Here is a 12,874-nt window from a genome sequence, read left to right as displayed (position 1 = left end):
CCGGTCCTGACCGCCAAATCCGGCCATATGACCGACGAACGCGACGACGACGGCCACGAGTTCTCCTCGGGGCAGGGCGTCGACGCCGACTACGACGCGTTCACGCTCGACCCGCCCGAGCTCGGCGAGGACCCGAGCCGCGTCGACCCCGTCGACTCCCGCGTGCTGACCGACGAGCTGGACCGCCGGAACATCGGCAGCGAGGACGTCGACGTCGAGCAGCTGATCGACGTCGGCCTCTCGTACATGGGGATCAACCGCTTCGAGGAGGCGACGGAGACGTTCGAGCGCGCCGCCAACTTCGCCGAGGAGGACTCGCTGGAGGCGCAGGAGGCGTGGGTGAACAAGGGGGCCGCCCACGCCCAACTGGAGGAGTTCGACCAAGCGATCGGCGCGTACCAGGAGGCGCTCCGCATCGACGAGGAGTCCGAACACGCCGCGACCGCCGAGACGAACCTCGCGTACTCGCTCTGGGAGTCCGGGCGGGGCGAACAGGCGCTCGAACACGCCGAGCGCGCCGTCGAGACGGACCCGCGCTTCGCCGAAGCGTGGTACAACCGCGGGTTCCTGCTGGTCGAGCGCGGGCTCGCCGAGGACGCGGTGAAGTGCTTCGACAACGCCATCCGCCTCGGCTACCGCGACGCGGGCGTCTTAGAGGAGAAGGCGCGCGCCCTCGAGGAGGCCGGCGACCACGAGCAGGCCGAGGAGGTCGCCGACCGCGCCGAGGAGCTCCGGCGCGAGGCCGAAGAGCAGATGGTCGAAGAGCAGACGGGGCAGGCACCCGGGCCGGGCGGCCAGCGCCGCCAGGGCGGTCGCGGCAGCGAGCCCGGTGCTGGCGGTCGCGGCGGGCGGGGCGGCGAGTCCGACGGCCCGGAGCGCGAGCTTCAGGGCGAGGGGCCCGAGGGCTTCTGAATGCTCCTCCGCGAGCGCGAGACCGCCGAGGGACGGCTCGTCTCCGTCTGTGACGCCGACTGCCTCGGCGAGACGTACGACAACGGCCGCGCGACGATCACGGTGAGCGAGGAGTTCTACGGCGGCGACGACGCGGTCGAGGCGACCGCGGACGAGGTGGTCGCGGGACTCCAGCGCGCGCAGGTCGCGAACATCGTCGGCACCGAGGCGGTCGGCGTCGCGGTCGAGGCGGGGCTCGTCGACGAGGAGGCGGTCTTGGAGTTCGACGAGACGCGCCACGCGCAGCTGCTCTGGCTGTAGCGGTTCGACGCCGCCCGAGCGTCGCCGGGATCCGAACCGGCTAAGGGCGCGCGCGACGAGGCGAATCCGATGAGACGACTCACGCGGAGCGAACTGGCGTCGCGGGTGGGGCCGCGACCGCCCTCCGACGCCTTCTGGCGGCGCGCGATCGACCGGGGAGAGGCCGCCCTCGGGGTCGGCGCGGAGGCCCTGAACGGCGGCGAACCCGACGCGGACGACGGGCCGAGGGAGCCGCTCGACACCGGCGACATCGTCGACGTGGGCGACCGCGCCTTCGTGGTCGTGGACGCCGAGCGCACCGACGGCGGCGGTCGGGTCTACCGGATCGAACTCGTCGCCGACCGCGACGGGGACTGAGACTCCTAGCAAAGCGGATTCTGTGCGGCGTGGTCCCGGTCAGAGGCCGGCGACGTCCTCGATGGCGTCGGTGAGCTCTTTCACGCTCTCGACGGTGTGTTCGCCCATGTGGCCGATCCGGAACGTCTCCTCGCCGATGTCGCCGTACCCGTTCGAGAAGGCCATGTCGTACTCCTCGCTCACCGCCTCGATGGTCGCGGCCACGTCGATCCCCCGCGTGTTCTCGATGCAGGCGACCGTCTTCGACTCGTAGCCCGCCTCGGGGAACATCGCGAAGTGTTCGCCGGCCCAGTCGTGGACGTACTCCATCATCTCGCGGTGACGCCGGTCGCGGGCCCGGTGCCCCTCTTCCAGCATGTGTTTCATCTGCTTGCGGTACGCCAACATGATCGGGATCGCGGGCGTCGAGTGCGTCTGTCCCTTCCGGTCGTAGTAGTCGATCGTGCGGCGGAAGCCGCCGTACCACGAGGAGTCGCCCTTCTCGACCTCGCGGTCGTAGGCGTCGTCGCTCACGACGGCGACGGCGAGCCCCGGCGGCATCGCGAACGCCTTCTGGCTCGACGCGAAGATGACGTCGATGCCGTGCTCGTCGATGTCGACGTAGTCGCCGCCGAGCGACGAGACGGCGTCGACCGCGAAGTACGTGTCCGGGTATTCCGCGACCACGTCGCCGATCGCCTCGACCGGGTTCCGCACGCCGGTCGACGACTCGTTCAGGACGCCCGCGACCATGTCGTACTTCGCGTCGGCGGACTCGATCGCCTCGCGGACGTCCTCGGGTTTGACCGCCTCGCCCCACTCGTACTCCAGCCGGTCGACGTCCTTGCCGAGCCGCTCGGCGACGTTGGCGTAGCGCTCGCTGAACGCGCCGCAGGTCGGGACGAGGACGTGCTCGTCGACGAGGTTGAGCGTCGTCGCCTCCCAGAACTCCGTGCCGGACCCGGTGAGGATCACGACCTCGTGGTCGGTGCCGAGGAACTCCTTCGTGTCCTCGACGATGGTGGTGTAGAGGTCGGTCATCCGGTCCATCCGGTGGCCGAACATCGGCTCGGCCATCGCCTCGATGACGTCGTCGCGGACCTCCGTCGGACCGGGGATGTACAGCGTCTTCTCGTCGTAGTCGTCGCGGTATTCGCGTTTCTTCGTCACGGGATCCACCTGTTGGATCGTACCGGGACGCGTGAGGGTATGGTCCTTGTGTTCCGTTCAAAAACCGGCACGGTCGGCTCGGGGAGGCGACGACGGCGGCCGGGTCGGCGGAGGCACGGTCTCGTCGGCGGCGGCACGGTCTCGTCGGCGGACGGCCGGGTCGTCCGGAAGCCCGGCCGGGGCGGTCGAAAGGCGACCACGGCGGCGTTGCCCGGATCAACCGTATTTATACGCACAGAGCAGAGAATTGTGGTATGATACAGACACGGAGAGTCCCAACCGCCCGGGGTGGCCCGCCGTGAGCGGCGACGAGGAACTCGCGAAGGACCTCGGTCCGCTCGCGGCGCTTACGATCGGGATCGGGACGATGATCGGGGCCGGGATCTTCGTGCTGCCCGGCACCGCGGTCGCCCGCGCCGGCCCGCTCGCGGCGTTCACGTTCGTCCTCGGCGGCGTGATCGCCCTGTTCACCGCGCTGTCGGCCTCCGAACTGGGGACGGCGATGCCGAAGTCCGGCGGCGCGTACTTCTACGTCAACCGCGCGCTCGGCCCGATGTTCGGCTCCGTCGCGGGCTGGGCGAACTGGCTCGGGCTCGCGTTCGCCTCCGCGTTCTACATGTACGGCTTCGGCGAGTACGTCAACGCGCTCGTCGGGCTCGGACCGATCGGGCTCGGCGTCGTGACGCTGGAGGCGGCGCAGGTGATCGGGCTCGCCGGCGCGCTGCTCTTCATCGCGGTCAACTACTTCGGCGCGAAGGAGACCGGCGGGCTCCAGATCGTCATCGTCATGTCGCTGCTCGGGATCCTCGCCGTCTTCACGGTCGTCGGCCTGCTGAACGCCGAGATGTCGTCGCTGCGACCCCTCGCGCCGCCGGGCACGACGAGCCAGGTCCTCCCGGTGACGGGGGTCATCTTCGTCTCGTACCTCGGCTTCGTCCAGATCACCTCGGTCGCCGAGGAGATCAAAGACCCCGGCCGCAACCTCCCGCTCGCGGTGCTCGGGTCGGTCGTCATCGTCACGGTCGTCTACGCGCTGTTCCTGCTGGTGCTACTCGCGGCGGTGCCGAACGAACTCGTCGCGAACAACGAGACCGCGGTGGTCGACGCCGCCAGACTCCTCTTCGGCAACTACGAGATATTCGGCTTCTCGCTCGGCGCGGTCGGGGCGGGAATGCTCCTGATCGGCGGCCTGCTCGCGACCGCCTCCTCGGCGAACGCGTCCATCCTCTCGTCGTCGCGGATCAACTTCGCGATGGGCCGCGAGAAGATCGTCACGCCCTCGCTCAACGAGATCCACGACCGGTTCGGGACGCCGTACAAGTCGATCGCGCTCACCGGCGCGCTCATCCTCCTCTTCCTCGTCGCGGGGAGCGTCGAGTCGCTGTCGACGATGGGCTCCGTGCTTCACCTCGTCGTCTACGGGCTGCTCAACATCGCGCTCATCGTGATGCGCGAGTCGGGCGTCGAGGGGTACGACCCCGACTTCGAGGTCCCGCTGTACCCGATCGTACCGATAATCGGCGCGGTGTCGTCGTTCGCGCTGATAATCTACATCGAGCCGCGGATCATCGCCATCTCCGGCGGCCTCGTCGCCTTCGCGCTGCTCTGGTACCTGCTGTACGCCCGCGGGAAAGTGGAGTCGCGCGGCGTGCTCGGGACGTGGATCCTCGACCGCTCCGACGAACTGCCGAAGGCGGCCGTGTCGGCCGCGACGTCGGTCCAGCCGAGCGGCGACGACTACCGTGTGATGGTGCCGCTCGCGAACCCCGCGACCGAGAAACACCTGATCACGCTCGCGTCCGCCATCGCCAAACAGCGCGACGGGACCGTCGTCGCGGTCAACATCGCGAACGTCCCCGACCAGACGTCGCTGGAGGCGGCGCGCGACCGCGGCGCGCACGAGGCGGCGCACGGGCTCCTCGATCAGGCCCGCGAGGACGCCGAGACGTTCGGCGTCGACGTCGAGACCCACGTCGTCCTCTCCCACCGCGTGTTCGAGGAAGTGTTCGACGCCGCGCGCACCTACGGCGCGGACATGGCCGTGATGGGCTGGGGCGAGGACTCTCACGGCGCGCCGGGGCGCGCCGAGTCCGCCGTCGACGAGCTGGCGTACTCGCTCCCCTCGGACTTCCTCGTGTTCCGCGACCGCGGCTTCGACGCCTCGCGGATCCTCGTCCCGACCGCCGGCGGACCGGCCTCCGACCTCTCCGGCGCGGTCGCGAAGATGCTCCAGACCGAGTTCGGCGGCGAGGTCACGCTGCTCCACGTCGCGGAGCCCGGCGAGGAGGCGGCGGGGCGCGCGTTCCTCTCCGAGTGGGCCGACGCCCACGACCTCTCCGACGCCTCGCTGCGGATCGAGACGGGCGACGTCGAGACGAGCATCGAGCGGGCCGCCCGCGACGCCACGATGCTCATCGTCGGCGCGACCGAGAAGGGACTGCTCTCGCGGCTCGTCAGCGGATCGCTCGTCTTGGACGTGCTCAACGAGGTGGAGTGTTCCGTGCTGCTCGCGGAGAAGCGCAGCGACCGCGGCATCCTCGACCGCCTGTTCGGCGGGGGCGCGCGGAAGAACGACATCACCGACACGACGGAGACGCCGGCGGACACGGGCGTCGAACCGAACCCCTCGACGCCGGAGATCGACGAGCCCGCGGGCGAGGAATCGAAGGCGGACTGACGCGGCGGTTTCGCTCTTCTATTCGGTGAGGGACTCCCCGAACTTCCGTTATTTCCAGTGCCAGAAGTGGTTCCCGTCCTCCTCGACCGGGTCGGTGCGCTCGCGGAGGTCGGCGACGTCCTCGGCGGTCGGCTCGTGGTCGTCGGGGAGTCGCTCCATACAGTCGAAACAGAGGAAGAACTCCGAGCCGTCGGTGAGTTCGAGGGTCAGCCCCTGCGTCGACTCGAACGCGAAGTTCCACAGGTCGCCGATCCCGCCGGCGATCCGCACGGACCGCTCGCAGACGTCGCACGCCTCGGAGGCCATATGTACGTCTTACTGTGTCCGCGGGCTAAGGCGTGTCGCCTCGATACTCGTACGTCGTCGTTGTTGTTCGGGGGTACGCGGTTACTATCGTCTCGGCGGACACCTCCAAAGCCCCAGCCGTGAGACGGGCGCACGCTCGCCGCGCTCCTCGGTCGCTCACTACGTTCGCTCCCTGCGGTGCTCGCGTCGCCTGCGCCCGCCTCACGGCTGCCCCTTTGAGTCCCACCCGACCGCGACCGCACGGCACCTCACGCCTCCCCAGCCTCGTCAGTCGCCGTCGCTTCGCTCCGGCGACTGACTCCCTCGCGCGTGCTGGCTTCGCGGCCGCCGGAGGCGGCCGCTCGCAGGCACGCGCCGCCGCGCCGCATTCAAAAAACCCGTTACTCGAATTCTCGGTGAACGGTCGCAAGCAGACCGACCGCGAGCAGTCCGACGCCGGCGAGCCCGCTCCCGAGCCTCGCAAGTCCGAACGCCGGGCTTCGGTCAAGCCGCTCGCGCGAGTACTCGCCGAGTACCCGATACGATTCGCCGTCGACGCGCAGGTCGTCGACGCCGCTGAGCCGGGCCGCGCAGTTCGCGTCGCCGAGCGCCCACTCCCCGGAGACCGACGTGCGTTCGACGAGGAGGTCGAGGGAGTCGGGGGCGACTCGATACCCACGGACCGAGACGTTGCGGCCGTCGGCGAGCGCGACGGCGGTCTCGGCGCATCTCCCGGGGAGGTCGGTCGCGTTCACGGCCGGGTGTCGTTCGAGCCCCGGTCCCGCGCGGAGCGTCGCCTCCCAGCCGACGACGCTCGGGTCCGCGAGCAGCAAGAAGAGGAAGAGGGCACCCGGGAGGGCGAGCAGCCTGCGGTCCATCTCGGCGGGCGGGTTCGGTCGAGCGAATCATAGGCTTTGGGTCGCCCGCTCGGTCGTTCGGGGCCCGCACTGCGCCGGTCCGTCGAGGGGGTCGGCCGCCCCCCGGCGACGGCGTTACTCCAGGTCGAGCAGCGTCGCGATCTCGTCGAGGTACTCGTCGTAGACGCCGACGGCGGACTCGATCGGGTCGGGCGAGGCCATGTCGATGCCGGCGAGCTCGACGACGTCGAGCGGGTACTCGGAGCCGCCCGCCTTCAGCATCTCACGGTAGTCGGCGGCGGCCGCGTCGCCCTCGTCGAGGACGCGCTCGACGATGGCGGCCGCGGCGGAGATGCCGGTCGCGTACTGGTAGACGTAGAAGTCGTAGTAGAAGTGCGGAATGCGCTGCCACTCGCGCTCGATGCCGCCCGTGAGCTCGGCGGGCGCGTAGTAGTCGCCCTTCAGGTCGCCGTAGATCTCGTCGAACGCGTCGGGCGTGAGCGCGTCGCCGGCCTCCACGCGCTCGTGGATCCGCTGTTCGAACGTCGCGAACATCGTCTGGCGGAAGAGGGTGGAGCGGAAGCGCTCGAGGTACTCGTCGAGGACGTGGGTGCGGAGTTCGTCGTCCTCGACCGTGTCGAGCAGGTGGTGGGTGAGCAGGGTCTCGTTGACCGTCGACGCGATCTCGGCGACGAAGATCTCGTAGCTGGCGTCGTGCCACGGCTGCTCGTCGCCCGCCAGCTCCGAGTGCATCGAGTGGCCGAGCTCGTGGGCCAGCGTGTACATCGAGGCGATGTCGTCTTGATAGTTCATCATGATGTACGGCTGGGTGTCGTACGTGCCCGAGGAGAACGCGCCCGAGCGCTTCCCGCGGTTCTCGTACACGTCGACCCAGCGCGAGTCGAGCCCCTCGGCCAGCCGCTCTTGATACTCGTCGCCCAGCGGCGCGACCGCCTCGATCACCCACTCGCGGGCCTGTTCGTACTCCACGTCGGGGCCCTGATCGCCCGTCAGCGACATGTAGAGGTCGTGGCTCTCTAGTTGGTCGACGCCGAGCGCCCCGGCCTTCAGGTCGGCGTGGCGGTGGAGCACGTCGAGGTTGTCGTCGACGGTGTCGACGAGCGTGTCGTACACCGCGACGGGGACGTTCGAACCGTCGAGCGCGGCGGCGCGCGCGGAGTCGTAGTCGCGGATCTCGGCGCTCGTGACGTGCTCGCGGACGGCCTTCTCCAGCGACGTGCCGACCGTGTTGCGCACGTCGGCCCACTCGTCGTAGAACGTCTCGTGGACGCGCTCGCGGAACTCGCGGTCCGGGTTCGTCTGGAGCTTCGTGAAGTTCGCCTGCGTGATCTCGACGTCCTCGCCGTCGGGGTCCTCGACGACGCCGTAGGTCATGTCGGCGTTCGTCAGCATCGAGTAGATCTCGCTCGGCGCGTCGGTGACCTCAGAGAGGTCGGCGAGCACCTCCTCGACCTCGCTCGACCGCGTGTGCGGCTTCTTCCGCAGCACGTCGTCGAGGTAGTGCTCGTACGTCGCGAGCGCGGGCTCGTCGTCGAGGAACGCTTCGACGTCCCCCTCGGTCAGCGACTGGATCTCCGGCTCGAGGTAGGAGACCGCGCTCGACGCCTCGGAGCCGAGCGACGACGCCTTCGCCGACATCGCCTGATACTCTTGGTCCCGCGTGTCCTCGGCGCTGCGAAGCTGAGCGTACGTCATCACCTGCCGGAGCTCGCGGAAGATGTCCTCGCGCAGTTCGAGCAGTTCGAGGAGGGTCGCGGCGTCCTCGACGGCGCGCCCCTCGTAGTCGCGCAGCTCGTCGACACGGCCGGAAACGGTCTCGTAGGCGGCCTCCCACGCCTCGTCGTCGGCGTAGATGCCGTCGAGGTCCCACTTGTACTCGGCGTCGATCTCGGATCGCTCGGGAACCGAACTCATACCGTTTCGGTCGGCCTCCCCGACACTAAGCCTTGGCAAACCCCGCGCGACGAGCCGATAGGCGTGCGGTGCGTTACCTCGTCTTTGTGTCGTCGTCGCCGCCAGACCGCGCGCCGCCGCCCGGGCCCTCCCCGTCGGCCCACTCCGCGAGGTCGACGACGAGGACGAGCGCGTCCTCGCCGTCGCGGTAGTACCCGCCGACCCGCCGGATCGGTTCGAACCCCTCGTCGGCGTACAGCGACCGGGCGGTGTCGTTCCCCTCGCGCACCTCCAGCCGGACGACGGCCACGCCGGTCGCGCGGAGCCGCGCCAGCGCCGACCGCAGGAGGGTCCGCCCGATCCCCTCGCCGCGGGCGTCGGGGCGGACGGCGAGGTCCTTCACGTGGCCGATGTCGCGGCCGTGGTTCGGCGTCCGGTCGGCGACGACGAACCCGGCGACCGCGCCCGACCGCTCCGCCACGAGGAACGCCGGCTCGTCGAGGAGCCGCTCGAAGGCGTCGTGGGGCCACGGGTCCGAGAAGCAGGCGCGCTCGATCCGGACCACCGTGAGGAGGTCGGCGCGGTCGGCCCGTCGGATCGTGACGTCGGCGACGCTCACGCGTCGAATTGGCGGCCGCGGGGAATAAACGCGGTGGCTTCCCGGTCTCAGTCGATCCACGGCTCGTCCGGGTCGGCGTCGGCCGGACCGGGGGCACACACCTCGAAACACGCGCCCTCCGGGGGCCGGAGCCGCCGCCCGTCCGGGAGCCCGATGTGGCCGTCGGCGTCGCGGCGGAGTTCGATCGTCCACCCGTGCGCCTCGACGACCTCGCGGACGATGTCGAGCCCGTACCCGGTCCCGTCCGCCCGGGTGGTGAACCCCGAGTCGAACACCGACCCCCGGTCGTCGGGGTCGACGCCGGTCCCGTCGTCGGCCACGAGGAACCCGCCGTCCGTGGCCGTCACGAGGACCGTGAGCGGGTCGTCGTCCGACGCCTCGGCCGCGGCGTCGTCCCGCGTCCCGTCCGCGGCGTCGTCGCCGGGTGACTCGCCCGCGGCGTCGGGCGGCCGCGCGTGCTCGGTCGCGTTGCGGAACAGGTTCTCGAGGGCCTGTCGCATCCGCCCCCGGTCGCCGTACACCCGCGCGTCGCGGGCGACGACCAGCTCCGCGTCGGCGTCGCCCTCGGCGGCGGTCTCCCAGGCGTCGCGGGCGACGCTCGCGAGCGCGAACTGGGTGGGATCGTCCATCCCGGTCCCCTGTCGGGCGAGGGTGAGCAGCTCCGAGACGAGCTGGTCGATCCGGTCGACGGCGCGCTCCCCCCGTTCGAGGGGGTCGGTCTCGCCGCGCAGCCGCGCCATCTCCATCGACCCGCGGATCACGGACAGCGGGTTCCGGAGGTCGTGCGAGACGATGCTCGCGAAGCGGTCGAGCCGCTCGTTGCGGTCGGTGAGCCGCCGCTCGCGGGCCTTCCGCGCGCTGACGTCGCGGGAGTTGACGAGCAGTTCGCCGACCGGACTGTCGGCCGGCAGCGAGCGCGTCCGCGACTCCAGCCAGACCCAGTCGCCGTCGGCGGCGCGGTAGCGGTACTCCAGCGTGGGCGCCGCGTCGGGCTCGTTGAGCGCGCGATAGAACCGCTCCGTCACGCGTTCGCGGTCGTCCGGGTGGACGTACCCGAGCGGGGAGCGCCCGACGGTCGACCCCTGCTCGTAGCCGAGCACCTCCTCGACGGAGGGGCTCTCGTAGACGATGAGGCCGTCGTCGTCGACGACCGTGACGAGGTCGCTGCCGTACTCGAGGAAGGCGCGGTAGCGCTCCGGGAAGGTCCGGTCGACGTCCACGCGGCGGACCGTGACGATCCGCCCGCCGAACTCCGGGGCGAGCTCCTCGTCGACGACCGACTCGACCCACGCGTACCCGCCGCTCGCGCGGCGGACGCGGTGGGTGACCGTCCGGGTCGTCGCGACCGCCGACAGCGCGTCGGCCACCGGGTCGCGGTCGCTCGGGTGGACGCGGTCGAGGAGGTCGCTCCCGACGAGCGCGTCGCGCTCGACGCCGACGACGTCCGGGACCGACGGCCCGGCGAACAGCACCTCGCCGTCCACGGCGACGGCGAGCAGGAACCGGTCCGCCTCGGGCGACCGCCCCTCTCCGGAGGAGCGCCCGCCCCCGGGCGACGGGTCGACCGCCTCTGACGCGTGGTCGGCGGTCTCGGGGCCGCCCGACGCCGCTCCGCCCCCGACGCGTCCCGTCGGCCGAGCCGATCGCTCGGCGTCGTCGGTCGGTGCGTCGGCCGTGCTCCGGTCGTCGACCCCGGGGGTGTCGCCCTCGTCGCCGCCGCGGTCCGGCGTCGACGTGTCGGATGGACGGAGGGTCACTATCTGTTCTATCGGTCGTACGCACGCGGGCGGATAAAAGCGCGCCCCTTCAATATCGGGATTGATAACGAGCGCGACCAACAGGTCGCGATCCGTTCTTCTACGCGAGACACGCGACCCGCGCTCCGTCGGCGAGAGGACGTCTCCGCCGACGTCACACCTCGTCGACGACCATCCCCTCGGCCCACGCGGCCTCGAAGCCGTCGTTCACGCGCGCCGCGAACCCTCGGTCGCGGAGGTCGAGCATGCCGAACAGCCGGTCGGGCGAGAGCGGGTCGGCGACCTCCAGACACACCTCCTCGCCGTCGATGAGGTAGAAGTTCCCGTACGCGTCCTCCGTGACGCGCAACTCGAAGGGACCCTGCGCGATCGTCAGCGTCGCGCGGTCCTCGTCGACGGCGGCGTGCGCGTCGTCGAACACGCTCGGCGAGATGAGGACGGAGACGTCGACGCCGCTCCGGACCGCCGCGAGGAGCCGGTCGAGGAGTTCCGGGCCCTCGCGGTCTTCCTCGTGATCGTCCTGCTCGTCACGGCCGGCGCCGCGGGGTACGGGGCCGGCGTCGACACCACCTTCGAGGACGACGACTTCCTGCCGCCGAGCGAGGAGCCGGCGTACGTCGATTACCTCCCCGGTCCGCTCCAACCCGGCGAGTACACCGCGACGGGGACGATCAACTTCCTCTCCGACAACTTCGCCACGAGCGAGGACGACACCGTCACCATCTACGTCGAGCGGCGCATGATCAGCGACGCCGCCCTGCGCAGCCTCGCGCGCGCCGAGCGCGACCCGCCCGACACGTTCGTCGCGGTCGACGGCCGCGCCAGCACCGACAGCGTCCAGAGCGCGATCGACGCGTACGCCGGGGAGAGCCCCGAGTTCGAGGCGCTCGTCGAGTCGTCTGCGCTCGACGACGGCCGCCCGAACCGGAACCTCGACCGGATCTACGCCGAGCTTCGCGACTCGGGGTACGACGACTTCACCGGCGAGTACCTCGCGGACGACGACCGCTCGACGCGGATCGTGTACGCCGTCGAGTCCGACGCCAGCGACGCCGAGATCGCCGCCGACGCCCGGCGCGTGGCCGACCGCTACCGCGGGGACGCGATCGCGACCGGGCAGATCGTCGTGTTCCAGGCGGTTGCCGACACCATCTTCGAGTCGGCGATCGTCTCGCTGGCGGCCGCGCTCGGGCTCTCGGCGGTGTTCCTCGTCGTGCTGTTCTGGCTGCTGCTCCGCAGCCCGACGCTGGGGCTCGTCACGCTCGTCCCCGTCACCGTCGCGACGCTCACCGCCACGATGCGGCTCGGCGGGATCCCGTTCAACGCGATCACCGCGACGATCCTCGCGATCACCATCGGGCTCGGGGTGGACTACACCGTCCACGTCGCGCACCGCTTCCACGACGAGTACTCGCGCGGCGGCGACGTGGACGCCGCGGTGGTCACCACGCTCCGCGGGACCGGCGGCGCGCTCACCGGCACGTGGGCGACGACCGCGCTCGGGACGGGCGTCCTCGTCTTGGCCATCACGCCCGTGCTGGGGCAGTTCGACCTGCTCACCGCCGCCAGCATCACGCTCGCGTACCTCGCGTCGCTGATCGTGTTGCCCCCCGCGCTCTTCGTCTGGGTCGCCGTCGTCGAGCGCCGCCCCGAATTGCTGTTCGTCGGCCGCCTGCTCGCCGCCGCGGGCGCCATCGACGTCGGCGGAGACGGCGAGTCGACCGACCGCGCCCGAACCGACGGCGGATCCGAGGTGCCGGACGCCCCCAGTGTCGACGCCTTCGACCGGCAGACCGACCCGCGGTCCCCGGCCGACGATCCGAGTCAGAAGCGTTAAACGCTCGCCGCGGATATCCGGTCGTGAGGGCGCGTAGCTCAGCGGACAGAGCACTTGGTTCCGGACCAAGATGCCGCGGGTTCAAATCCCGTCGCGCCCGCTTACTCACGAACCGTTCCACGACTAATGCCAATTCTACAGTAGAAACCTGCTACCCTACGGAATCGGACGAATCGGTTCCTTCCGAACCCGGTCCTAAAATCGGGTTGA

At 70.6% G+C, this 12,874-nt stretch carries 10 protein-coding genes, 1 tRNA gene and 2 pseudogenes; 6 read left to right on the top strand and 7 right to left on the bottom strand.

The genetic code is table 11. From position 1 onward, the window contains the following. The first annotated feature begins 27 nt into the window (after positions 1-27). From C464_RS15170 to C464_RS15160, 3 genes are all read left to right on the top strand, one after another. On the top strand, positions 28-912 hold the full coding sequence (locus C464_RS15170) for a tetratricopeptide repeat protein (RefSeq protein ID WP_006114639.1): 885 nt from the start codon (positions 28-30) through the stop codon (positions 910-912). Further along, entirely contained in the window at positions 913-1,212 is a 300-nt protein-coding gene (locus C464_RS15165) for a DUF424 domain-containing protein (protein WP_006114638.1), read from the top strand. Between the two features lie 69 nt (positions 1,213-1,281). Next, complete coding sequence (locus C464_RS15160; RefSeq protein ID WP_006114637.1) at positions 1,282-1,569, top strand: hypothetical protein; 288 nt, start codon at positions 1,282-1,284, stop codon at positions 1,567-1,569. Positions 1,570-1,608: 39 nt separating this feature from the next. On the opposite strand, the gene C464_RS15155 is transcribed toward C464_RS15160, so the two are convergent. Then, a complete protein-coding gene (locus C464_RS15155) occupies positions 1,609-2,718 on the bottom strand; it encodes a pyridoxal-phosphate-dependent aminotransferase family protein (protein ID WP_006114636.1) in 1,110 nt (369 codons plus the stop codon). 298 nt (positions 2,719-3,016) lie between these two features. Here C464_RS15155 and C464_RS15150 point away from each other — a divergent pair, with 298 nt between their 5' ends. Then, positions 3,017-5,395, top strand: coding sequence for an amino acid permease (locus tag C464_RS15150; protein ID WP_006114635.1), 2,379 nt, complete (start codon positions 3,017-3,019; stop codon positions 5,393-5,395). 48 nt (positions 5,396-5,443) lie between these two features. Here the strand turns inward: C464_RS15150 and C464_RS15145 are convergent, their stop codons facing one another. The 6 genes and pseudogenes from C464_RS15145 to C464_RS18625 form a co-directional block, all read right to left on the bottom strand. Then, positions 5,444-5,701, bottom strand: a complete 258-nt coding sequence (locus C464_RS15145) for a DUF7561 family protein (RefSeq protein WP_006114634.1) — start codon at positions 5,699-5,701, stop codon at positions 5,444-5,446. 380 nt (positions 5,702-6,081) lie between these two features. Then, positions 6,082-6,558: a hypothetical protein gene (locus tag C464_RS15140; RefSeq protein ID WP_006114632.1), complete on the bottom strand. Its 477-nt coding sequence runs from the start codon at positions 6,556-6,558 to the stop codon at positions 6,082-6,084. 114 nt (positions 6,559-6,672) lie between these two features. After that, on the bottom strand, positions 6,673-8,472 hold the full coding sequence (pepF, locus tag C464_RS15135) for an oligoendopeptidase F (RefSeq protein ID WP_006114631.1): 1,800 nt from the start codon (positions 8,470-8,472) through the stop codon (positions 6,673-6,675). Between the two features lie 73 nt (positions 8,473-8,545). Continuing rightward, positions 8,546-9,070: a ribosomal protein S18-alanine N-acetyltransferase gene (gene rimI / locus C464_RS15130; protein WP_006114629.1), complete on the bottom strand. Its 525-nt coding sequence runs from the start codon at positions 9,068-9,070 to the stop codon at positions 8,546-8,548. A gap of 47 nt (positions 9,071-9,117) precedes the next feature. Further along, entirely contained in the window at positions 9,118-10,827 is a 1,710-nt protein-coding gene (locus C464_RS15125; protein ID WP_006114628.1) for a PAS domain-containing protein, read from the bottom strand. 154 nt (positions 10,828-10,981) lie between these two features. After that, positions 10,982-11,335: pseudogene (locus C464_RS18625) on the bottom strand (DUF7436 family protein); the annotation flags it as partial. Between C464_RS18625 and C464_RS15115 the strand changes: the two are divergent. Then, positions 11,321-12,664 (top strand): annotated as a pseudogene (locus C464_RS15115) (MMPL family transporter); the annotation flags it as partial. The pseudogenes C464_RS18625 and C464_RS15115 overlap by 15 nt on opposite strands. A gap of 27 nt (positions 12,665-12,691) precedes the next feature. Next, positions 12,692-12,764, top strand: a tRNA-Arg gene (locus tag C464_RS15110). The last annotated feature ends 110 nt before the right edge of the window (positions 12,765-12,874 follow it).

Origin of the sequence: Halorubrum coriense DSM 10284 (assembly GCF_000337035.1) — an archaeon.
Lineage (GTDB): Archaea > Halobacteriota > Halobacteria > Halobacteriales > Haloferacaceae > Halorubrum > Halorubrum coriense.
This window is presented reverse-complemented; position numbering and strand designations above follow the sequence as displayed.